This is a genomic window from Variovorax sp. F042, assembly GCF_057814215.1.
Window position 1 is genome coordinate 907414 of the sequence record NZ_JBVASX010000002.1, and the last position, 21949, is coordinate 929362.

17 protein-coding genes are annotated in these 21949 nt (G+C 65.9%); 13 read left to right on the top strand and 4 right to left on the bottom strand.

Going from position 1 to position 21949, the window contains the following annotated elements:
• Positions 1 to 224 precede the first annotated feature (224 nt).
• The 8 genes from ACZYSP_RS12685 to ACZYSP_RS12720 all read left to right on the top strand — a co-directional run bounded on the left by ACZYSP_RS12685 (position 225) and on the right by ACZYSP_RS12720 (position 9342).
• Positions 225 to 1274 carry a TrbL/VirB6 family protein gene (locus ACZYSP_RS12685; RefSeq protein ID WP_489014458.1) on the top strand — a complete coding sequence of 350 codons (1050 nt, stop codon included), beginning with the start codon at positions 225 to 227 and terminating at the stop codon, positions 1272 to 1274.
• 153 nt (positions 1275 to 1427) lie between these two features.
• On the top strand, positions 1428 to 2150 hold the full coding sequence (locus ACZYSP_RS12690) for a VirB8 family type IV secretion system protein (RefSeq protein ID WP_489014460.1): 723 nt from the start codon (positions 1428 to 1430) through the stop codon (positions 2148 to 2150).
• Positions 2147 to 2989, top strand: coding sequence for a TrbG/VirB9 family P-type conjugative transfer protein (locus ACZYSP_RS12695; protein WP_489014462.1), 843 nt, complete (start codon positions 2147 to 2149; stop codon positions 2987 to 2989). The genes ACZYSP_RS12690 and ACZYSP_RS12695 overlap by 4 nt, the downstream gene beginning before the upstream one ends.
• Positions 2986 to 4317: a type IV secretion system protein VirB10 gene (virB10, locus tag ACZYSP_RS12700; RefSeq protein ID WP_489014464.1), complete on the top strand. Its 1332-nt coding sequence runs from the start codon at positions 2986 to 2988 to the stop codon at positions 4315 to 4317. Before ACZYSP_RS12695 ends, virB10 begins: the two co-directional genes overlap by 4 nt.
• The gene (gene virB11 / locus ACZYSP_RS12705; RefSeq protein WP_489014466.1) at positions 4286 to 5434 is read left to right on the top strand and encodes a P-type DNA transfer ATPase VirB11; all 1149 of its coding nucleotides are present in this window, start codon (positions 4286 to 4288) and stop codon (positions 5432 to 5434) included. The genes virB10 and virB11 overlap by 32 nt, the downstream gene beginning before the upstream one ends.
• Before the next feature lie 28 nt (positions 5435 to 5462).
• Entirely contained in the window at positions 5463 to 7355 is a 1893-nt protein-coding gene (locus ACZYSP_RS12710; RefSeq protein ID WP_489014531.1) for a type IV secretory system conjugative DNA transfer family protein, read from the top strand.
• 69 nt (positions 7356 to 7424) lie between these two features.
• A complete protein-coding gene (locus ACZYSP_RS12715) occupies positions 7425 to 8558 on the top strand; it encodes an LPD7 domain-containing protein (RefSeq protein WP_489014468.1) in 1134 nt (377 codons plus the stop codon).
• Positions 8559 to 8649: 91 nt separating this feature from the next.
• The gene (locus tag ACZYSP_RS12720) at positions 8650 to 9342 is read left to right on the top strand and encodes a TraX family protein (protein WP_489014533.1); all 693 of its coding nucleotides are present in this window, start codon (positions 8650 to 8652) and stop codon (positions 9340 to 9342) included.
• Positions 9343 to 9680: 338 nt separating this feature from the next.
• Here ACZYSP_RS12720 and ACZYSP_RS12725 read toward each other — a convergent pair whose 3' ends face one another.
• Positions 9681 to 12335, bottom strand: coding sequence for a glycosyltransferase family 4 protein (locus tag ACZYSP_RS12725; RefSeq protein WP_489014469.1), 2655 nt, complete (start codon positions 12333 to 12335; stop codon positions 9681 to 9683).
• Positions 12336 to 12526: 191 nt separating this feature from the next.
• Here ACZYSP_RS12725 and ACZYSP_RS12730 point away from each other — a divergent pair, with 191 nt between their 5' ends.
• The 5 genes from ACZYSP_RS12730 to ACZYSP_RS12750 are packed head-to-tail and all read left to right on the top strand — an operon-like array spanning position 12527 to position 19367.
• Positions 12527 to 15202, top strand: a complete 2676-nt coding sequence (locus ACZYSP_RS12730) for a hypothetical protein (RefSeq protein ID WP_489014471.1) — start codon at positions 12527 to 12529, stop codon at positions 15200 to 15202.
• Positions 15199 to 16107 carry a UbiA family prenyltransferase gene (locus ACZYSP_RS12735; RefSeq protein ID WP_093082651.1) on the top strand — a complete coding sequence of 303 codons (909 nt, stop codon included), beginning with the start codon at positions 15199 to 15201 and terminating at the stop codon, positions 16105 to 16107. The genes ACZYSP_RS12730 and ACZYSP_RS12735 overlap by 4 nt, the downstream gene beginning before the upstream one ends.
• 47 nt (positions 16108 to 16154) lie before the next feature.
• The gene (locus ACZYSP_RS12740) at positions 16155 to 16955 is read left to right on the top strand and encodes a glycosyltransferase family 2 protein (protein ID WP_489014473.1); all 801 of its coding nucleotides are present in this window, start codon (positions 16155 to 16157) and stop codon (positions 16953 to 16955) included.
• A 16-nt stretch (positions 16956 to 16971) separates the two neighbouring features.
• Positions 16972 to 18357, top strand: coding sequence for a UDP-glucose dehydrogenase family protein (locus ACZYSP_RS12745; RefSeq protein WP_093082656.1), 1386 nt, complete (start codon positions 16972 to 16974; stop codon positions 18355 to 18357).
• Between the two features lie 20 nt (positions 18358 to 18377).
• Positions 18378 to 19367 carry a UDP-glucuronic acid decarboxylase family protein gene (locus ACZYSP_RS12750; RefSeq protein WP_093082659.1) on the top strand — a complete coding sequence of 330 codons (990 nt, stop codon included), beginning with the start codon at positions 18378 to 18380 and terminating at the stop codon, positions 19365 to 19367.
• Between the two features lie 153 nt (positions 19368 to 19520).
• Here the strand turns inward: ACZYSP_RS12750 and ACZYSP_RS12755 are convergent, their stop codons facing one another.
• From ACZYSP_RS12755 to ACZYSP_RS12765, 3 genes are all read right to left on the bottom strand, one after another.
• Entirely contained in the window at positions 19521 to 20126 is a 606-nt protein-coding gene (locus tag ACZYSP_RS12755) for a hypothetical protein (RefSeq protein WP_143062657.1), read from the bottom strand.
• A gap of 130 nt (positions 20127 to 20256) precedes the next feature.
• Positions 20257 to 20643 carry a chorismate mutase family protein gene (locus ACZYSP_RS12760; RefSeq protein ID WP_093082664.1) on the bottom strand — a complete coding sequence of 129 codons (387 nt, stop codon included), beginning with the start codon at positions 20641 to 20643 and terminating at the stop codon, positions 20257 to 20259.
• Positions 20644 to 20653: 10 nt separating this feature from the next.
• Positions 20654 to 21703, bottom strand: a complete 1050-nt coding sequence (locus tag ACZYSP_RS12765; protein ID WP_093082667.1) for a Bug family tripartite tricarboxylate transporter substrate binding protein — start codon at positions 21701 to 21703, stop codon at positions 20654 to 20656.
• Between the last annotated feature and the right edge of the window lie 246 nt (positions 21704 to 21949).

The following is a 21949-nucleotide window of genomic DNA, read 5'->3' on the forward strand; positions in this document are numbered from 1 at the left end:
CCAAATCAACGATCGTCATCGTTGTGATTGCAGTATTTACTGTGGGCGGCGTTTATCGCTTCCTAAGACAGGGCTCGACTCCAACGGCGTCCCCCGGGAGCTTACCGTCCGAAACGACCAAGCCGGCAGCATCAAGGGCCGAGCATGGGGACTTCCAGAATCGATTTCAGCCGACGATGCCGCCCGCTAGCGGCTCCGGAAAATGAAGTTCGACGAGGCGAGCAATGTTCTTTCAGCAATTCTGGACGTGGCTCAACGACCAATTGACCGAATACCTCGCGGCCAAAACCGCGACTGTGGCCGGTGCCATTGAGCCTGCAGTGGTAACGCTCGCGACGATCTACGTAATGCTTTGGGGATTCCTCAGCCTGACCGGAAGAGTTCAAGAGCCGATATGGGAGGGGGTCAAGCGCATCCTTTTCATCGCGATCGTACTGGGCGTCGGTCTGAGACTTTGGCTTTACAACGGAGTCATCGTGGACACCTTCTTCAACGCACCAGTCCAACTTGCGGCCAAGATCACAGGTGCATCGAACCCTGTGTCAGTGATTGACACGATATGGGACAAAGGCGGTACCGTTGCTTCAAACCTTTGGAACAAAGGCGGTGTATTGAACGGTGACTTTGGTTTCTATTTGGCTGGAGCCATCGTCTACTTCATCATCGGAGGCGTGGCCGTCTACGCGCTCTTCCTGCTTGTTTTGTCCAGGCTCGCATTGGCATTGATCCTCGCCTTGGGGCCCGTTTTCATTTGTCTGCTTTTCTTCGAGGCCACACGCCGATTCTTTGAGGCGTGGATTGCCCAGTTGGCCAACTATGCACTGGTCGCCGTCCTAACCTCTCTGGTGGCGAGCCTCATGCTCCAGATCGTTTCTTCTTACGCCGCGCAAACGGCCGCACGCGGCGCAGCCATCGTGACCGTGGATGCACTGAATATGGTGCTGTGTGCTTCGCTGGTGCTGCTGGTCATGCGTCAGATCATGTCTATCGCGGCTGGGCTTGCGAGCGGCATCGCACTCAGTTCATTCGGCGTCGCCAGCGGACTGGCGCGGTGGGCAATGGGCGGGGCCAAGCGCACGAGTTACGAGTTCGGTCGCGGCGTGCTGGACGGCTTGCGGCGGGAGCCCCGCAGTCGCTGGGATTCGTTCCGCCGCTTGGCAGGCAATCGCGTCGGCGCCAGCGTGGCTTCGATGGCAAGTGTCGGCGCTGCGCGTCGCGGCGGCACCGTGCTTCCAAGAGAACAGGTCATGCCGGGCCTGTCGCGCAATCGTTAGCGGAGGGCGGGCAGATGAAGCCTTCGACGATCCTTTTTTTGTTTGCCCTTCTGCTGGCTGCGTGCGGCACTCGCCCGCCGACGCCGCCGGATTGCGAAGGTCTGCTCACACCGATCAACATCCCGGATGGCGTTCCCGAATCAGGAGGGGTCCATGTGCCCGAACGCCGCCCTTGAAAACTACCTGAGCGAGGCCCAGAGCTGGGAACTCGACCGCGCGCGCCGCGCGGAGCGATCAAGCAAGATGGCCTGGGCCGTGGCTGCAGCGGCGACACTGGTCGCCATGCTCTCGGTCGCGGCCGTCAGCGGGCTCACGCCGCTGAAGCAGCCTGTTCCCGTTCTCATCCGCGTCGACAGCAGCAGTGGGATCGTCGACATCGTTCCCACCTACGAGGGCACGACCGACATCGAGCAGGTGGTGACCCGCAACCTGCTGCAAAACTACGTGATCGCGCGCGAGCGTTACTTCTACGGCACCGCGGAGGCGGACTACGAGCTGGTCGCCTCGCAGAACTCGCCTCGGTTGAACCAGGAGTGGGCCGCTTCCTGGGCCGTCGACAACCCGACCTCACCTCTGAACGCCTACAAGGATGGCACGTCCATCCGCGCGCAGGTGCGATCGGTCACCTTCCTCAAGCTGGAGAGCGGAAAGGACAAGCTGGCACAGGTCCGCTTCGCCCGCTCGACGCGCGCAGGCGGCACTGGCGAGGAGCAGGCCAGCCACTGGGTCGCCACGATCGAGTTCGCCTATGTCCCGCCATCGACGGACAACAAGATGCGATCGCTCAATCCACTGGGCTTTCGCGTCGTCGAGTATCGCCGCGAGCCCGAGGTCGCCCCAGCCAGCGCTGCACCGAGCAGGCAGGAGGCGCGATGAAGCCGTGGCGCATGCACCGCAGGGTTCCCTTCGCGATCGGACTGGCGGCAAGTCTGGCGCTTGCTGCGCCGTGCGGCCGAACCGCGACCATGCCGCCGGTGGGCAAGGTCGATGCCCGGGTGCGTGTGGTTGCCTACGACCCCGAGGACGTCGTCACGCTGCAAGGCTATGTGGGCTACCAGATCCATCTGCAGTTTGCCGAGGGCGAGGAGTTCGTGAACCTCGGCGCTGGCGACAACGGTGCCTTCGATGTCGGCGCCGAGCGCAACCACTTCTTCATCAAGCCCAAGGAAGCGCGCGCCTCGACCAACTTCACCCTCCTCACGAACCGGCGGGTCTACCACTTCGACTTCATCGTGTCTCCCGTCGCGCCCGCGGGCGCTGCGACCAAGCGCATGGTGTATTCGATTCGTTTCACCTACCCGGAGGACGATGCCCGCGCCGCGGCAGCGGATCAGGAACGACGCCGGACCGAAGCGCGCATGAACGAAGAGGCTTCTAAGCGCCCACGCAATGCCGACTACTGGTTCTGCGGCAGCGAATCGCTCAGGCCCGAGAGTGCCCACGACGACGGCGTGCAAACGCGACTGCGCTTCCAAGCGCAATCAGACTTTCCCGCCATGTTCGTGCGCAACGACGACGGATCCGAGTCGCTGTTGAACTTCAACGTCGAAGCGGATGAGGTCGTGATCCACCGCGTGGCGCGTCGCTTCGTGCTGCGGCGTGGTGGCTTGGTCGGCTGCGTGGTCAACCGATCGTTCGTCGGCGACAGCGCGCGCACCCCGACCCACACGAGCGCAGAAGATGTGCGCCACACCGCGACGGGAGAGCGGCCGTGACCTGGATCGACCAGCCTCGCCGCGGCGCCCGAATGGATCCGCCGACGCATTCCGATGCGTCCGAGATCGACCCCGGCACCGGGGAGATCCTCTCTGGGCAACCAGCGGCGGCCACCGGAAGCGCCGCATCCCGGGTCGCCGACGAGCGCGCCAAGGTCCGAGGCGAACGCGCCATGCCGTCGGTCAATCGCGAGCGCTCTGTCCAGTCGCGCATCAGCGGGTTCCTGGCGCTGACTGTGATCATTCTCCTCGGCGGCGGCTTCCTGTTCTGGTACTACAACACGCAGTACACCAAGACCCGCGAGGCCGAAGAGGCCGCGAGAAAGGCTGCCTCGGCACGCGCCGGCGGCGAGATGAGGGTGCCACCACTCGGCCGCATCGATCCGCCGAAAACACCGCCGGAGGCGCCGCCCGTCACCGGCACTCCCCCCGCCCCGTCGACCGCGGCCGTCAACGCGGGCACCCCGCAGAAGACGCCCGAGCAGATCGCGCTGGAACGGCAGTTGGGCACCCCAGTGCTTCGGCGTGCGCAGTCCGCCCAGCCCTCGGGCATTTCAGCACCGCACGCGTTCGCAGATCCGGCAGCGCCGCCCGCCGGCGGCGTGCCAGGCATGTCCCAGCTGTTCGGCGCGCTGCAGCCGCCTGGCGCCGGCTCGGCCGCATCCGGCGGCGGTCAGCTTGCGGCGAGTCTCCGGCCGACGCCGACCCCGGCGGTCCTCGCCCAGACCCTGCCCACACGGCGCATGCTTCTGCCCAAGGGCGCATTCATCGACTGCACGCTGGAGACCGCCATCGACTCCACCTACGAGGGCATGACCACCTGCATCGGCGCCAGCGACATCTACGGGGCTGACGGCAAGGTCGTGCTGTTGGAGCGCGGCACCAAGTACGTGGGCGAGCAGCGCGGAACGCCGCGGCAGGGACAGGGCCGCGTCTTCATCGTGTGGAACGAAGCGCGCACCCCGACCGGCAACGTGGTCCAGCTTGCCTCCCCCGGAACCGACGAACTGGGACGCAGCGGGTTGCCCGGTTTCGTCGACACCCATTTCTGGGATCGCTTCGGTGCCGCGATCCTGATCTCGGTGATCGACGGCACGATGCAGGCGATCGCCGCCCAGCAGCAAAGCGGCACCAGGGTCGGCAGCGGCGGCGGCCTGGTGCTCGGTCCGCAGGGCAGCCGCGACGTCATGACGGAGGTGCTGCGCAGCACCGTGTCAATTCCGCCGACCGTCATCAAGAACCAGGGCGAGCGAATCCAGATCCTGGTCGCACGCGATGTGGATTTCAGGAGCGTCTATGCGCTTCGAAGCGACCCAGCCAACCCCTGAACGCGAGCCCTGCGCCGCCACCGGTGACCTGCCATTGGCGATCAGCTCCGTGACCGTCGCGGCACCCGCGGAGCCGCCCTCGTCCCTTGTCCTTTTCCTCGGTCCGCTCAGTCGTCTTTTGGACGATCCCGAGGTCACCGAGATCTGCATCAACGAGCCCGGCGTGGCTTTCGTGGAACGGCATTCGGGCTGGCTGCGCGAGGAGTTGCCGTTCGCGAGCTTCGACTGGTGCATGGCCATCGCCAAGCTCGTGGCCAACTTCACGCACCAGCGCATCTCGGCCAACGAGCCGCTCCTGTCCGCCACCCTCCCGGGCGGCGAACGAATCCAGATCGTGCTGCCGCCGGCGACGCTGGAGCGGACCGTCTCGATCACGATCCGGCGTCCATCCCACACGCTCTGGAGCCTCGAAGAGCTGGCGGATCTGCGCGTCTTCGAGCCGACATGCAGCGTCCCCGCCTGCCCGCTGCGGCCAACCGATCTGGACAACCTGGCACCGGAGGACCGGGAACTGGCGGGACTTCTCGCATGTCGCGAGTTCGTGCCTTTCCTGCGCCGAGCGGTGCAGCGGCGCAAGAACATCCTGTTGTCCGGTGCCACCGGCTCCGGCAAGACCACGGTCGGCAAGGCACTGATCCTCGAGGTGCCACCCGAGGACCGTCTGATCACGATCGAGGACGTGAAGGAACTGTCGCTGCGCAATCAGCCCAACCATGTGAGGCTTTTCTACTCGCAAGGCGCCCAGGGGCAAGCCGAGGTCACGCCCGGCCAGCTGCTCGCCGGTGCCAAGCGGCAGCGCCCCGACCGCGTGTTCGTGTCCGAGTTGCGGACCGGCGAAGAGGTCTATGACTACCTGGTGTCTGTGAACACCGGCCACCCCGGCTCGATCACCAGCGTGCATGCGGACAGCGCGCAGATGGCCTTCGTGGCACTGGCGCAGTTGATGAAGCGCAGCCAGGCGGGCCAGGGCATGAGCACGCGCGACGGCGTGGAATTGGCGCAGATGAGCGTGGACATCGTCGTGCAGTGCGCGCGCGAACGCCGGGACGACCGGCCACGGCGCATCGTGCGGGAGATCTGGTATGACCCTGGCACCAAGAACCGAAGGCTTGCCTAGCCCCTTCAGGATTGCGGTCGCATTGCTGGTGGCCGCGACCGTCGGCGTCTACGTCGCGGGCCACGCGTTCCTGACGGCGATGAAGCTGCCCCCGCAGCAAGTCACGCTGCTGACCCTGCACGCATACTGGCAGGCCTACGGCGATCGGCCGGAGGTGCGCCGCGCCCTCCTGGCATCACTGGCGGGTTCCCAGGGCTTGGCGTTGGGCCTGGTGGGCGTCGCCATGCTGCCGCGTCGCCGGGCGCTGCACGGCGAGGCCCGGTTCGCGAGCCGGCGCGAGATTTCACGCGCCGGGCTGCTTCAGGAGCACGGCATCATCCTCGGGCGCCTGGGCAACCGCTACCTGGTGCTGCCCGGCCAGCAAGGTGTGGAGCTTGAAGCCCCGCCGCGCAGCGGCAAAGGCGTCGGCGTGGTCATTCCCAATCTGCTGAACTGGCCCGGTTCGACCATCGTCAGTGACATCAAGGGCGAGAACTTCACGCGCACGGCGGGCTTTCGCGCGGCCCATGGGCAGGAGGTGCACCTGTTCGATCCGTTGTCCGAACGCGAGTGCTCGGCACGCTGGAATCCGCTTGGCTACGTGTCCGAGGCGCCCTACCGCTGCATCGACGACCTGCAGCGCATCGGCACGATGCTCTTTCCCGATCCGCAGGCCGGGGACCCCTTCTGGAGCTCGTCGGCCCGGTCGCTGTTCCTGGGCATCGCCCTTTACCTCTTCGAGACCGAAGGCGCCACGCGCACCCTCGGCGAGGTCCTGCGCCAGGGCATGGCCAGCGATGCGGAGGGCTTCCAGAAGCACTGGAAACGCGTGATCGACGCCTGCGAGCGCGCCGGCTATCCCTTGTCGCAGGAGGCGGTGCGGAGCCTTTACGACGTGATCGACCTGGCGCCCACCACGGCCTCGAGCATCCGCAAAACCTTCACCAGCCGCCTAGACCTGTGGCTCAACCCGATGATCGATGCGGCCACCTCGGCCAACGATTTCGACCTGCGGGATCTGCGCAAGCGTCCGATCTCGATCTACGTGCAGATCAACCCCGACAACATCGCCCGGCTGCAGCCGCTGCTGAACCTGTTCTTCCAGCAGGCGATCGGGCTTCAGACGCGCGTGCTCCCCGAAAGCGACCCGCAGCTTCACCACCAACTGCTCCTGATGCTTGACGAATTCGCGGCGCTCGGACGCATCCCGGTCATCGCCGACTCCACGGCCTTCCTGCCGGGCTACAACGTGCGCACCGTCGTCATCTTGCAATCCCACTCGCAGCTGATCGAGAAGTACGGCATCGAGGGCGCCAAGTCGATCCGCAAGATGCTGGCCGCACGCATCGTGTTCCCGCCCAAGGAGTACGAGGACGCCGAGGCCATCTCCCGCGAGCTCGGGACCTACACCGTCCGGCAGAAGAACGTCAGCCGCCCGATGTGGGGCGGGGCGGGCAAGCCACCGACGGTGAGCATCAGCGAGCAACCGCGCCGCCTGCTGCTGCCCCAAGAGGTCAAGGAGCTCGGTTCCGACCGGATGCTCCTGTTCTACGAAGGCCTGCGGCCTGTGCTGGCGCATCGCGTACTCTACTTTCGCGACCGGTTCTTCGCCCCCCGCGAGCGACCGCCGCCGCCGGTGCCGAGGCTCGACATGAGCAGGCCCGGCGGTGCGCTGGCGCCCGTTCAGCGGGCCATGTTCGATGAACGGAACGCTGCGGCTGGCACGGGTTCGGGAGCCGTCACCGGCGTCACGCCGAAAGACGATGGCCCAGCACCAGTGAACACGGCCGCCGCGACCAGGGGCGGCGACGCGCTCGCCGCCGACCTGAAGCTGGACAATTTCTCGTTCGATTTCGATGACGTGGAGATTCCCACCGAGAAGCTCAGCGAGGAAGACCTGAAGCGCCATGCCGACGAGTTCATGGCGCGCATCCTGGACTGACGCCCGCCGTCCGTTCGGAAAGTCCGAGTCGCCCCGCACGACAACACACACAGCGCAAAAGGAGCCGCGATGTCCACTGACCGTTCCCCCGAAAGCCCGCCGCCTTCCGGCGCCTCGGGTTCCACTTCGCACGACGAGGCCGGCTCCGTCCAGGGCAGTGCGCCTCCTGCGGGACGCGGCCATCCCCGCGTCCCCGATGCCATCGAACGCCGTTACCTGCGCGTCGACAACCGGTACTTCTTTCCGGACCGCACCCTCGCCTTCATCGACGACGGCGCCCGCATCCGCGTGCAGACCGAGAACCGCGAGGTGCTGCACGGCGTGGTGGCGATCACCGAAGCGCGCGGCTGGCGGGCTCTCACCGTCAAGGGCACCAAGAGCTTCCGGCAAGGCATGTGGCGCGAAGCCGCGTTGCGCGGCATCGAGGTCCAAGGCTACGAACCTACGGAGGTGGAAATCCTTCAGATGAAGCGCGCCTCGAAGCCATCTCAGCCATCCCATGAAAAGGGCGACGCTTCGGCGCCGGCACCCCGAACCGCACCGGAGAAACGCGGGGCAGCGATGGCGCGCGCGGCCCCCGGGTCGACCGTTCAAGGGCTGCTGGTTGCAGCGGCCGCCGCACCCTACCAATTCGATCCGGCGCAGCACGTGTCCTTCTACGTGACGGTTCGCACCGAGACTGGCAAGCGCACGGTTTGGGGTTCGGACCTCGAACGCGCGCTCGCGGAATCCGCGTCACGACCGCGCACCGGCGACCAGGTGGTCCTCACGAGGCACGGCGCACGTCCGGTGAAAGTCCTGGTGGCGCAGCGCAATGCGCAGGGCGAGCTAACTGGAGAGAAAAGAATCGTCACGCAGCGTGCCGTATGGAGCATCGAGACACCGGACTACCTTCGCGCCGTGGAGGAGCGCGCGATGCGCATACGAAGCGGCGAAACGGTGTCCCCCGAGATTCGTCGTCAGCATCCACAACTGGCCGCCGCGGCTGCCGGCCTGGCGTTGGCCGAGCAGTACGCGACGCGCGTGACCAGCGATCAGGACTCCCAGCAGCGGCTGGTGCAACTGATCCGGGAACGCATCGCCGACGCGCTGGCGCAAGGCCATTCGCTCCATCTCTCGGATCGCCGCCCGCATCCCGCACCGGTGCATGTGCGCCAGCGCATGGCCAGAGACCGAGCAGCGCCCAACCATGAGCGCGTCTAGGCGGCGCGGGACCACACCATCGAACGACGGCCGGCAAGTGAAGGCACGAAGAAATTCCGAAAAAACCAACCAGGTGTGCGGGGGCGTGTCGATGCCCTTCCTGGCGAAGCCCGCAGCGCCCGCGACGGCGTGGTCGATCTCGGACGGCTCCCTCGAGGCGCTCAAATGGGTCGGCCTGGCGCTCATGACCGGCGATCACGTCAACAAGTACCTGCTGCTGGACGCGAGTCCCACGCTCTACGCACTGGGGCGCATGGTGATGCCGCTTTTTGGCTTCGTCCTCATGGCCAACCTGGCGCGGCCCGGCGCGTTTCAAGCCGGCATGCATCTGCGCGTCATGAGGCGGCTGGCGGTCTTCGCGCTGCTGGCGACACCCGCTTTCGTTCGCCTTGTCGGCTGGTGGCCGTTGAACATACTTGTGACCCTTGGGTTGGCGACCTTGATCGTGTGGCTCCTCGAACGCGGCGGCGCGGTGGCGCGCGTCGCGGCATTGATCGCCTTCCTCATAGGAGGTGCGCTGGTGGAGTTCTGGTGGCCCGCACTGCTCTGCTGTCTCGGTGCCTGGGGGTTCGCACGCCGTCCCGATGGGGTCACCTTGCTCTTGTGGGCCCTGGCGACAGCCTCGCTCGCAATCGTCAACGGCAACTTTTCCGCGCTGGCCGCCCTGCCCTTGATCTTGGGCGCCCGGCATGTCGACATTCCGTTGCGCCGCTGTCGATGGGTCTTCTACGCCTACTACCCTGCGCATCTGTCACTGATTGCTATGGTGCTGAGACCCGCATGACTGGAAAGAACCTGTGGCAAGCCTTCGCAAGTGACTGCCGAGCTTTCGGGCGATGTTGCATGTCAGCCCGGCAAATCAAGCGCGCTTGCGCCACCATGATGATTCGCCGCAGGCAATCATCATGGTGTCAAGTGGCGCCCCAGCAGCCGCGTTCATCGAGCAATACCGTGCGAGCGGTGGGTCTGCGCAATTGTTCGCAAGCCTACTTTCGCGCCAACGATGAGGCGGTTCGGGGAGGCGGCATTCAGCACCAGTGTTTGATCATCAATGGGGGATACCGACCGAGTTGAGAGGTGTTTCAGCTCGCCCACCTACAGTGCCGTAACAGCTAGCGCGCGTCAACCGCCGTATCGCCAGCGCAGGATTCGCTTGCGCAGCCGCGTGAACATGCGTGCGACGAAGTACTGGCCCTTGACGTCCACGGCCGTGCTGGCGACCAGTTCGGCCCTCGCCATCACGCCGGAAATGCCATGGCGCCACAGCAGCAAGGGCACGCGCGGCAGCCGCACAAAGTAATAGCCGGGATAGCGCAGCATGTCGCGCAGCACCCTGACGAAGAGCGGCGTGCCGCGCGGGGCTGGTGCTCGCGCGGCGCGCTCGGTCGCCGGTTGTTGCCGAGGAGCGGCCTGGCCTCGGCGCAGACCGGCGACCTGATCGAGGCGCTCTCGCATGGCAGGGCCGACGACGCCGGCAGAAAGAGTCGAGACCACGGTCTCCTGGCCGGCCTGCGCGATCTGTGCGCGCCATGCCAGGTCCAACCACACACGCCGCATCAGTCTGGCAGCGGCGTCAAGCCTTGGCTCTGCCCAGAGCGTGCCGGCCGGATAGGGCCCGTTTGCGACATTGCTGCGAACGAGGTCGAAGGGCACCAGCGCGGCGTTGCCGGCATGCGTGAAGTCGACGTTGCCGCTCCAGCCCGTCGCCACGACAGGCAGGCCATAGGCCATCGCCTCTGCAATCGAGAGGCCAAAGCCCTCGGCGCGGTGCAGCGAGACGAAACTGTCTGCGGACGCCAGCAGGCGAAAGCGATCGTCGCTTTCCATCGCATCGGTAAGGAACGACACGCGGTGGCCCGCGCCCGCATCGCGCAGCGACTGCATCAGCGCCGGCGCCGCCTGCGCATTGAGCGCCTTGACGATCAAGCGCACGGCGTCGGACGACTGGAACGCGTTGATGAACGCAGCCACCACCCCCTCGGGATTCTTGCGGAACGGGACGGAGGCCACATCGAACTGGAACAGGAACACGAACTCGTCGTGCGTGGCCTCCGGCAGCACGGTCGCAAGCCATGCGCGGTCTCGCAGGACAGGTGGAGGCATCACCATCGGTGGCATCACGTTGACGGGTAGGTTCGTTTTGCGCCGGATGGCATCGGCAATGAATTGCGTGCCGACCCAGATCTCGTCGACCAGGTCGAAACGATCCGCCCATTCGTCGGGGAAGTCGGGCGTTTCCCAATACCAGCAGCCGATGCGATAGGGGGTGAGAAGCTCCGGCGGGAGTTTCGACAGCACGTCGGGCAGCATGTCCGCATTGCAGCCCAGGATGGTCGCTGTGGGCGCGCCAGCGGCCCAGCGCGGGGCCGGAAGGGTGTACCTGCCCGTTGGAGCCGACGCGTCGAACGAGATGTCGTGGCAATGGACCGCGACGCCTGCCGCATCCAGACCCGCGACGCTGTTGCGCGCGGCCTCCCCGACGCCCAGATGTGCGCAGAGGTAGCCGACATAGTTCACGCTTGTGCGATGGGCCTTGCCGGTCATGCCCAGGCGTTCCACGAGCTTGCGATCTAGGCCCAGCTCGCGCACGCCCGAGGTTCGCATCCAGGCCATCAGGCCCACTGCGTCTCGGCCATCGGCGAAGGTGCTCACGAGATCGCCGCGCATGCACAGCACCGCCCGCAGGTACCGCGTCAGGTGATCGCCCGGCGCCTCGCCTGCCGCCCAATGAAAGAACGCTGGGTCTTCCAGCGGGTCACCCAGGCCCACACCTTCCGCGAGCGACTGACGGTACACCGCACGGCATACCCGGTCCCAGCCGGTGCCATCGGCAAAGGTGACCTGCGGAAGGCCGAGCGCGCGGAATTCGTGAATGCCGGCGTCCAGCAGCGACTGCGCATACTCGCCGAACAGGCGTCGCGCGTCGCCGGGCAGGTCCCAGCCGAAGCGGCTCTCGTAGCGCGAGAGTTGCTTCAAATCGGGGTTGAAGCCGCTGAAATGAAAGAAGACCAGATCCTGGACATCGCCCGCCTGGCCTTGCATTCGCCAGCGGCCGTCCAGCCAGTACGGGGCGCGCTCGTGGAGATTCCAATAGGCGGCGTTGAAGCCCATGTGCCGCAGCACGGTCGTACCCGGCACCAGCAGCGGTGCGTAGTCCATCCATTTCTGGTCCGTGAACACGCCCGTATGCACGTCCTCGAGGCACAGTGTGCGTAGCTTGTGGTCCCACCACTGCAGCAGGAAGCGCACACGCGGTGTGTCTCGCAGCGCCGCAAAACCGAGGTTGTACAGGCCGGCACGCAGGATGACGAGATCGTCTGGCAGGCATCCGTCGTCCGGCAGCGGCGACAAGGCATGCGGCGTGAGCACGAGCTCGGCATCGTTCCCATCGCCCTGCCAGAGCTGATCGATCCGCTGGAACACCTGAATGTCCGGGTCGAGATAGACCACACGCTGCATGCCCTGGTCGAGCAGATAGCGGAAGCAGGCCGGCTTCACGCTAGTGGCGAACTCCAGCAGGCTGTAGTGGCTGCGTCGATGGTTCCATTCCCTGCGCTCGAAAGCCACTTCGGCCGCGAGAAGGGTCACGTGTTCCGGCAGCTCTGTGCCTTCGGGCGGCTCGTCGAGCAGGAAAACGACCAGCGTGGTCCCTGGTTGGTGCTTGCGCAACGAGGCGCCCAGCACGCAGGCGTGGGCGAGATAGTTGCTTGCGCAGATGGTGAAGACGGCGAGATCGGTGGACGTGGGATACCGATCGAGAGAATGGCGGCGCAGCATTGAAAACTCCGGCCGCGAGGCGGCGAGACCTTGTTACTATAGTTTGCAAAGGCATAATCCCGCCCGGCAGCAGAACCGCCAACGGCGTGCGGAGTTGGCATCCAGAAAGCATGGCGATGAGCGGAAACGAACCCGGACGGCCAAGCAGCAGCACAGAACAACGACCGCGGGCGAGGTTTCCTCTTCATGACGTGGCGATCGCTCTGGTGCTCGCGATCGCCGCGTTTCTGATCTACAACGCCAACGGCCGCCTGATCTCCGCCGCCGACACCTTCGCGGCGCGCTACCTGCCGTTCTCGATTCTGCGTCATCACACCGTATTGCTCGACCCGATCGTTGGCGCCGTCGCGCTGGGGCGCTCCGCCCCCTCAGCAGGCGACGACGGCACGGCGTTCTGGATCCAACGCGGGCGCAACGGGCATCTTGTCTCCAAATATCCCGTCGTCGTACCGCTGGTCGTCGCGCCGCTGTACCTGCCGGCGGTGCACTACCTCGACACGATCAACTGGGACCCGCACGTCGTCGACAAGGTGGCCCGCATCATGGAGAAGATATGTGCCTCTCTGATCGCGGCGGCATCGGTCGCTTTGATGTACTTGTTGCTGCGCCGGCGCTGCGATGCGCGCACTGCATCCGTGCTCAGTCTTGTCTTCGCGTTCGGCACCACCGCATGGGTGATCAGCAGCCAGGCGTTGTGGATGCACGGCCTGGCGCAGTTGCTCATCCTCGCGACGATGTGGCTGATCACCGGGCAGGCGACGCCGGCGCGCGTGGCGATGGCCGGTTTCCTGTGCGCGCTAATTGCGGCGAATCGACCGCCCGACGCGATCCTGGCCGCTGCGCTCGGCCTGTGCGGACTGCGGTGGGCGGGAAAGCGATGGGGCTGGTTGATCGCGGCTGGCGTCGCGCCGGTCCTCCTCACGCTGGCCTACAACCTTGGGACGGTCGGCCACGTGGCCGGTGCCTATGCCCTGACCGTGCACCCCAGCGATTTCAACGACAACACCCTCGAGGGCATCGCCGGCCTGCTGTTCAGCCCGACGCGCGGGCTGTTCGTCTTTTCGCCCTTTCTGCTTTTTGTACCCTGCCTGCTGATTCTTGCGCTCCGTGATCGCGACGCACGCGGCCTGACGCTGGCGTTGTGCGTGGCCATCGTCGTGCAGGTCATCGGCTATGCGATGGTCGACTGGCGGCAAGGCATCGCCTGGGGCCCGCGCTGGCTCACGGACATCGTGCCGCTGCTCGTGTGGATGCTGCCGCCCATCGTGGCGCGCTTGTCGCGCAACGCGCGCGTGTTGTTCGCCGCGGCGTGCGTCGTGTCCATCGCCATCCAGGTGATCGGGGCCTTCTGGTACACCGGCGCCGTCGACACGGCGGTATTGACGATGAAGACCGACGACAGGATGCGACCCATGTGGGACGTGCGCAACGCGGCCTTCGTGGCGGAGTTGTCGCACCCGCGCGTGCCGGCCGATCTCTTCATGGATCTGCGCGGCAATGTAGATCTGATCGAGACGCTCGACGTGGTCGTGCATGACGCGGCAACGGGCGATCGCCTGGAGCGGCAACTCGATGTGGCCGGATGGGCGCTCGTCGATTTCAACTCGCCCCGGGACATCGCGGTGCTGATCGATGGGCGCGAGGTGGGCGGCACGAGCCACTTCTTCGAGCGCCCTGACGTGGCCCGGACGCTGGCCGAAAAGAGTCCGGCCGGGTGGCGCCTACGCGTGCCGGCGGGCGAACTGAAGCCCGGACGCCACACGCTGACTGTCCTCGTACGCGCCAACCCCGGCGGCGAGGCGCGACTGCTGCGGGAGCGGGCCTTCGATCTGGCGCCGAAGGGCATGGGCGACGCCGTGGCGCGGTTCCTCGACAGGGCATCGCGCCAGGCCGTAGAGCGCATCGCCGCCGGCCAGCAGGCGCCGGGCTACTGGCTCACCGCGTTCACCAGCGGCACGCGCTTCGAGCAGCCGCAGCCCGAACTCAACACCTATCTCAACGCGATCATGCTCGACATCGCGGCGCCCATTGCGCACGTCGCGCACATGGAGGAGATGCTGGCCCGCGCGCGCGGCTTCCTTGCGCGGCAGATCGAGGACAACGGCCTCGTGCGCTATCACGGCAGGCCCGATGCATCGACCATCGGCGTGCTCGGATGCGCGATCACGCCGGACTCGGACGACACCGCGCTGGTGTGGCGCGTGGCACCGGGCGACGACCGCGCGAAGCTGGCGACCGCGATGCAGATCATGCGGCGCTTTCGCACCGACGATGGCCTGTACCGCACCTGGCTCGCAGCACGCGCGGACTACCAATGTCTCGATCCGGGAACGGATTCGAATCCGGCGGACATCGGCATCCAGATGCACCTGTACCTGCTGCTCGCCCAGGAGGATCCGCCCGCAGCGCGCTCGCTGTGCGCATCGGTCATGCGTCGCGCCGACGACGGCCGCCTTTGGGTCTACTACGCCGGTGCGCCGCCGGTCATGAGCCTGAGGCTGGCGGATTTACGCAGTGCCGGCTGTGCACTGGAGGTGCCGCCATCGCGCCTGCAACCCGCAGTTCCCGCGCAGGCAATATGGGCGCAGGTCGCCACGCTCGTGACGCACCTGCAGAGCGCGGCGCCCACCGCCGGGCAGAAAACCGAAGCGACGCGACTGCTGCAGGTCCTGGCATCCCATGAATTCGCCGCGCTGGCTGGCAATCCGCCATTGCTATATCACAACGACATGAGCGCCTCCGTGCGGCGCTTCTACTGGTCGCAGGAAATGGGCTATGCGCTCTGGTTGCGGCTCTACTACTCCACGAGGGGGCTGGAGTTGCCGCCCGAGCCGTCCGGCGGCGCCCAGCAAGGGAACGTTCCATGACGCGGCCGGAGGCCAGGACCGGCCTCGCCCATCGGCGCCCCGCCTCGCTGTGGCGCCTGCTGTCGTGCATCCGCTTCGACGAGGTCTGCGTGCTGCAGGGGGCGCCAGTGATCGGTGCGTGCTTCGCGATGACCGACCTCCGTGCCGCGACCTTGTTCACGATTGCCGCGCTGATCGCCGGCAATCTCCTGCTCGTGGCGCATGTGTTCGTGCTCAACGACTGGGCGGGGACGCATGGCGACCAGAGGGATCCGATGCGCGCCGACGGGACCTACCTGGCCAAGGGCGAAAACGCCGCGAGGATGGGCCGCCTGGCATGGACGCTGCTCGCGCTCGCGTTGCTGGTCTTCGCCCTGATCGGCCAAGCGCCGTTCGTCATCGCACTGCTCATCGCGCTCCTGAGCGCGATCTATTCGTTGCCGGGCCTCAACGGCAAGGGCGTGCCGATGCTGAACTCCCTGCTGCACGTCGTCGGCGGCACGCTGCACTTCCTGCTGGGGTACCTCGCGCTGTCGCCCCTGTCGCCGCAGGGCGTGGTCATCGGTTGCTACTTCGGGCTCGTCTTTGCCGCAGGGCATCTGGTCCACGAGACCCGTGACCACGACAGCGACCTGCGAAACGGCATCCGCACGAACGCCGTCGCGTTCGGCAAGAAAACATCGTTCCTCACTGGCCTGTTTCTCTTCAGCATGGCCTACATCACCCTGACCGTGATGGCGTTGCGCGGGCTCGTCCCCCTTGTGCTGTCGCTGGCCATCGTGCTGTACGCCCTGCACCTGGGCGCGGCGTGGCAGGCTCTGCGCGACGGCCTGACCTACGCGAGCGTTCGCCGGCTGCAGACCGTCTACAGGAACATCCACGTGGTCATCGGCCTGGCCATGCTGGCCACCGTTGTGCCTTGGTAACCGCATCGTCCGGCGCCAGACCCCGCACCCCCCTCATCCAACGCCTCATGCTTTCCATCGTCATTCCCGTCCTCAACGAAGTCCACACGCTGCCTCGCGTGCTCGTTGCTGTGTCCAACGTGCTTCCCGAGGTGGACAAGGAGATCCTTCTGGTGGACGACGGATCCACCGATGGAACCCGGGAATGGATCCAAACCCATGTGCCCCAGGGGCTGCGCACGGCTTCGCACCTGGCGATCGGCGGCGACGGGAATCTGGCATGGAACCTTGAGCCTGCGGCTTCGCGACTCACGGTGCGTGCGCTTTATCACGCGCACAACCAGGGCAAGGGCGCAGGCGTGGCAACCGGCCTGGCCGCGGTCACCGGCAACGTCATCGTCATCCAGGATGCGGACCTCGAATACGACCCCGCCGATTGGGTAGCCATGTACGACCTGATCGTGCACCGCCAAGTCGCCGATGTGGTGTACGGATCGCGCTTCGAAGGACGGCGAACCGGGAGTGCGAAGTTCATTTCCCTGTCGCAGGTGTCGGCCAACTGGCTGATCTCGAGCCTTTTCGGCGTTCTCTATCGCAAGAGGTTCTCCGACATCGAGGTCTGCTACAAGATGTTTACGAAAGAGGTGAACGACACGCTGCATGTGACCTGCGCCGACTTCGGCTGCGAGATCCAGATGAGCGCACAGATCGTGCGATCCGGCAGCTGGAAGATCGCCGAGGTGCCCGTGAGCTATCGCGGCCGCAGTTTCGAAGAGGGCAAGAAGATCAACTGGCGCGATGGACTCAAGGCGCTGTGGTACCTGCTGTGGTTTCGCATCTGCTCCCAGCCGGCGAAATCGAAGGCCTGATCGCTGTCGCCATTCCATGAAAATCTCCGTCCTCGGTACCGGCTATGTCGGCCTTGTCACTGGCACTTGCCTCGCAGAGACCGGCAACGACGTCGTCTGCTTCGATGTCGACGAACGCAAGGTGGCGATGCTGCGCTCGGGCGACGTACCGATCCATGAGGAAGGGCTGCCGCAACTCATCGAGCGCAACGTGCGCGCCGCGCGCCTTGCCTTCACGACCGATATCGCGCGCGCCGTGCACCACGGCGAGTTGATCTTCATCGCTGTCGGCACGCCTGCCGGCGAAGATGGGCGTGCCGACCTCCAGCAGGTGCTGGCCGCGGCCCGCAACATCGGCCGCCACATGCATGGAGCCAAGGTGGTTGTGACGAAGTCCACCGTGCCGGTCGGCACGGGCCTCAGGCTGCGCGCCGTCATCGAGGAAGAGCTCGCAACCCGGCGCACGGGCGGCGACGCTGCTGCTGACGACCTGGCGCAGCGCCCTCACCTCTCGATCGTCTCGAACCCCGAGTTCCTCAAGCAGGGCACGGGCATCGCCGACTTCATGCAACCCGATCGCATCGTGCTCGGAAGCGAGCCAGGGGAAGTGGGGCAATACGCGCGCGAGCTCATGCGCCACCTGTATGCACCCTTCAACCGTGAGCGCGACCGCACGATCCACATGGACGTGGAGTCGGCCGAGTTCACCAAGTACGCAGCCAACGCGATGCTCGCCACGCGCATCAGCTTCATGAACGAGCTCGCGAACCTGGCGGAGAAGGTGGGCGTGGATATCGAGCAGGTGCGCCGCGGCGTGGGTGCCGACCCGCGCATCGGTGACAGCTTCCTGCAGGCGGGCGTCGGCTATGGCGGCAGCTGTTTTCCGAAGGACGTACAGGCGCTGGTGCATACGGCCGCCACGCACGGCCAGCGCCTGCAGGTGCTGGAGGCCGTGCACGCGGTCAACGATGCGCAGAAGCTCGTGCTGGTCGGCAAGATCGTGCGGCACTTCGGCGAAGACCTGCGCGGGCGCCGCTTCGCCATCTGGGGCCTGGCTTTCAAGCCCGGCACCGACGACATGCGCGAGGCGCCGAGCCGCATCGTCATCCAGGCGCTGCTCAGGCGCGGTGCGGAGGTGGTCGCGCACGATCCGGTAGCCATCGCCGAGGCCCGCAAGGCGCTTGCGAGCGACCTCGACGGCCAGCCGAACCAAGCGGTCCGGCTGCGCTTTGCAGGCCATGCCCTGCAGGCTGCGGACAACGCCGATGCGCTGGTGATCCTCACCGACTGGAAGACATTCAAGCACCCGGACTTCGACGCGCTGAAGACGACGCTCAGGCAGCCGCTGATCTTCGACGGCCGCAACCTCTACGACCCCGCGATCCGCGACCGGGGGTTCGACTACCGGGCCGTAGGCCGGTGAAGAACCCGAAAGGCCCTCCCATGCGTGTCGACAGCGCCCAGCGGCGTACTCTTGTGACCGGGGGAGCCGGCTTCCTCGGCAGCCATCTGTGCGAGCTGCTGCTCGCCGAGGGCCACGACGTCCTGTGCGTGGACAATTTCTCCACCGGTGCCCGGCGCAACGTGGAACACCTGCTCGGCCACCCGCGCTTCGAGCTGATGAGCCACGATGTGACCGCGCCGCTGCACGTGGAGGTCGACCGGATCTACAACCTCGCCTGTCCGGCCTCGCCCGTGCAATACCAGCGCGACCCCGTGCAGACCACGAAGACCTGCGTGCTGGGGGCGCTTCACATGCTGGACCTTGCGCAACGCGAACGCGCGCGCATCCTGCAGGCCTCGACCAGCGAGGTCTACGGCGACCCCGGCTTGCATCCGCAGCCCGAGAGCTACTGGGGCAACGTCAACCCGGTTGGCATGCGCAGTTGCTACGACGAGGGGAAGCGTTGCGCCGAGTCGCTGTTCTTCGACTATCACCGCCAGCATCGCGTGGACATCCGCGTCGCGCGCATTTTCAACACCTACGGTCCGCGCATGCATCCGCAGGACGGGCGCGTGGTGTCGAACTTCATCGTGCAGGCCTTGCGCGGAGAGCCGCTCACCATCTACGGCAAAGGCCTGCAGACGCGCAGCTTCTGCTTCGTTGACGACATGGTCGCCGGCCTGCACCGATTCATGGAGGCCGCCCCGGGCGGCACCGGGCCGGTGAACATCGGCAATCCGCAAGAATTCACCGTGCGCGATCTCGCCCAACTGGTCATCGAGCTCACGGGCTCTTCGTCGAAGCTCGCCTTCGCGCCGCTGCCGCGCGACGACCCGGTGCAGCGGCGGCCCGAGGTCAGCATGGCCGAGCAGATGTTCGACTGGCAGCCCCACGTGAGCCTCGCCGAAGGACTGCGAAGGACCATCGCGCACCTCGACGGCCTGCTGTCGATCGACGGCTCACCGCAGGTGGCTGCGACATCCGGATGAATAGAGGGGACGCCGCCGCCACGCAGACACAAATCCTCGATTCGAATCCTTCGCCCCACATCGGCATCAGCATCCGCACTGATGAACAGCGCCTCACAGCACCGGAGCTACGCACCGCCACGACAGGGGACCACGGCTTCAACTTCCGCCTGACTACGACGATCGCTTGATCCGCATCCGGAACTGCCGTGCGACCGGACTGTCGTCCCAGACGACGGCCCTGCCATCGTCGACGGCCTTGCGTCCGTAGACGATCCATGCATCGCAGACGGTGCCGATGGACTGGACCACCTCGAAGCGCTCTGCATGCGCCATCGCGAAGGAAGTGAAGACGATACCCGCGCTGTAGCGTCCTTCTGTCAGACCGGACTGGACCGCAAGCACCGTCGGCTCGTGGACGATGATCGGCCAGGCGGAAAGGTCGGCATAGCTCTGCGTCGCAGTCTGCACGCCCACCTTGCCAACGCCCTGCCCGCTTGCCATGGACCGCACCAGCGCCATGGGCTGGCTGGGAGAAATGAAGGCGTCGACCACCACCATGGCCGTGCGATAGGTGCCCGTGATCTCGGCCGCGGTCGGATGCACGGCGCACTGAAGCAGGTAATCCGCCTCCCCGGCGATCAGCGCGCGTGCACCGCTGTGGAAGTCGTCGAACAACACGATGCGGCAGGCTTGCGCAATGCCATGCGCAGCAAGGTACTGCTGGAGAACGAAGTGATGGTTGCTGCCCTCGTGGCCCAGCGTTGAAAAGATCAGCATGTGTTCGCCTTGGCGGTGCCGCATGACGGTGACAGTGGGTCGGCCTCGACGGCCATCTGATGGGGTTCGCGGCATGCGCGAGCGTCGGCAAAGCCGGAACCCGCGCTTGCTCGAGCGCAAAACGAGCGACTCATGCAGACGTCGAGGGCGCACCGATGATCTCATCCTCAAGCCGACATGTCTCCGTGATGATCAGTTCGTAGAGGGCATGCAGGAACGCCGGGCTCAGGCCGTGCTCGGCGGCAAAGGCGGCTGCACGCGCCTGAACCACGCCGATGCGATGGGGCTGCATCATCGGAATCGCATGGTCGCGCTTGTGCAGTCCGATCCGGCAACAGCAATCGAGCCTGCGCCTTACGGTCTCGAGCAGCGTTCTGTCCAACCCGTCGAGTTCGTCGCGCAGCGACCCCAGGATCCGTTGGGCGTCTTCTCGGCTGCCGGCATCAACTGGGGTTGTGTCATGGACCGCTGCCGCGGTTTCCTGGCGCCCGCTCGGGCGCCCTTGTTCTGAATTCATGGATATCTCCTTATTCGAGCTTGATGCCTTGGCTCGAGATGATCTCGGTGAGCGTGGTCGTGTCGGCCTTCACCCGGCGCACCAGCGCCTCGCCCGAGATGCCGGCGGCCTCGTAGCCATGTTGGAAGAGTTTCTGCTGCACCTCGGGCAGACGAGTGACGTCCGAGAGAACCTGGGTCAAGCGCTGCACGATGGGAGCCGGTAGGCTGGCGGGTGCCGCCGCGGCGGTCCAGATCTCAAGTTCGAAATCCTTGAGGCCCGCTTCCTGCAGGGTCGGGTAGTCCGGCACAAGTTCGGAGCGGCGCGCCGAGGTCACGCCGATTGCGCGCAGCTTTCCGGCCTTGACCTGCTCCTGGGCGAGGCCCGGCGGAAGGAGCGCCAGTTGCAACTGCCCTCCGACCAGACCCGTGATGACCTGCGGATTTCCCTGGTAGGGCACATGCACGGCGCCAATGCCTGTGCGGGCCTTGAAAAGCTCCATGCCGAGGTGGCCGATCGTGCCGATGCCAGGCGTGCCATAGCTCCACTTGCTTCCTGCGACCCGCGCCGCCTCGAGGAAGCTGCGGGGATCGGCCTTCGAGACCTCCGACGTTGTGGCGAGCACCAGTGGCGCCGTGCAGATGATGCTCAGCGGCACCAGGTCCTTCTGCGGGTCGTAGGAGGTCGCCGGATTGAGGATCTTGGCGATCGTCATATTGCCGTTGATCAGGATGCCGATCGTGTGTCTGTCGGTGGACTTCGCGACGATGTCCGCCGCGATGTTGCCGCTGGCGCCTGGATGGTTCTCGACGATCACAGGCTGGCCCAGCGCCCTCGCCATGGGAGCGGCCAGGATGCGCGCCACGAAGTCCGGCGACGAGCCGCCGCCGAAGCCGACGACCAGCCGCAGCGGTCGCGTCGGCCAGTTCAGGCCGGCAGGATGGGCGCTCGGGGCACCCGCCAGGCCGGGACCGGGGCGATTCGCGCCTGACGACTGCGCGCAGGCAATACCGATACAGGCGAGCGCCCCGAAAAGACAGAGCAGACGAGCGGCATGCGTTCGAAAAACCAAGAGTGACATGGCAAAACCTGATTCGAGAATTGAAAGCCAAGTCTTGCGTCCACAACGCGCCGAATCAACTCCTGCCTGGTGCGCAAAAAGCTCCGCGGGGCATCAAGGCTGCGAAGACTCGCCTTGCCCACGAGCGGGGCGAAGCCACGGCTCGTCGCACTTGCTTGTCATGCAAGATCGTTGTCGCGCGTCAGCGGTGCGCTGCCGCGTCTTCGCATCGATTGGAGGCGTCGTGCTGTGGAGGCAGTCGATCAG

Coding starts and splice junctions, on each gene's coding strand:
- ACZYSP_RS12685 (WP_489014458.1), top strand. CDS start 225: ATGTTCTTTCAGCAATTCTGGACGTGGCTCAACGACCAATTGACCGAA.
- ACZYSP_RS12690 (WP_489014460.1), top strand. CDS start 1,428: ATGTGCCCGAACGCCGCCCTTGAAAACTACCTGAGCGAGGCCCAGAGC.
- ACZYSP_RS12695 (WP_489014462.1), top strand. CDS start 2,147: ATGAAGCCGTGGCGCATGCACCGCAGGGTTCCCTTCGCGATCGGACTG.
- virB11 (WP_489014466.1), top strand. CDS start 4,286: ATGCGCTTCGAAGCGACCCAGCCAACCCCTGAACGCGAGCCCTGCGCC.
- ACZYSP_RS12715 (WP_489014468.1), top strand. CDS start 7,425: ATGTCCACTGACCGTTCCCCCGAAAGCCCGCCGCCTTCCGGCGCCTCG.
- ACZYSP_RS12720 (WP_489014533.1), top strand. CDS start 8,650: ATGCCCTTCCTGGCGAAGCCCGCAGCGCCCGCGACGGCGTGGTCGATC.
- ACZYSP_RS12725 (WP_489014469.1), bottom strand. CDS start 12,335: ATGCTGCGCCGCCATTCTCTCGATCGGTATCCCACGTCCACCGATCTC.
- ACZYSP_RS12735 (WP_093082651.1), top strand. CDS start 15,199: ATGACGCGGCCGGAGGCCAGGACCGGCCTCGCCCATCGGCGCCCCGCC.
- ACZYSP_RS12740 (WP_489014473.1), top strand. CDS start 16,155: ATGCTTTCCATCGTCATTCCCGTCCTCAACGAAGTCCACACGCTGCCT.
- ACZYSP_RS12745 (WP_093082656.1), top strand. CDS start 16,972: ATGAAAATCTCCGTCCTCGGTACCGGCTATGTCGGCCTTGTCACTGGC.
- ACZYSP_RS12750 (WP_093082659.1), top strand. CDS start 18,378: ATGCGTGTCGACAGCGCCCAGCGGCGTACTCTTGTGACCGGGGGAGCC.
- ACZYSP_RS12755 (WP_143062657.1), bottom strand. CDS start 20,126: ATGCTGATCTTTTCAACGCTGGGCCACGAGGGCAGCAACCATCACTTC.
- ACZYSP_RS12760 (WP_093082664.1), bottom strand. CDS start 20,643: ATGAATTCAGAACAAGGGCGCCCGAGCGGGCGCCAGGAAACCGCGGCA.
- ACZYSP_RS12765 (WP_093082667.1), bottom strand. CDS start 21,703: ATGTCACTCTTGGTTTTTCGAACGCATGCCGCTCGTCTGCTCTGTCTT.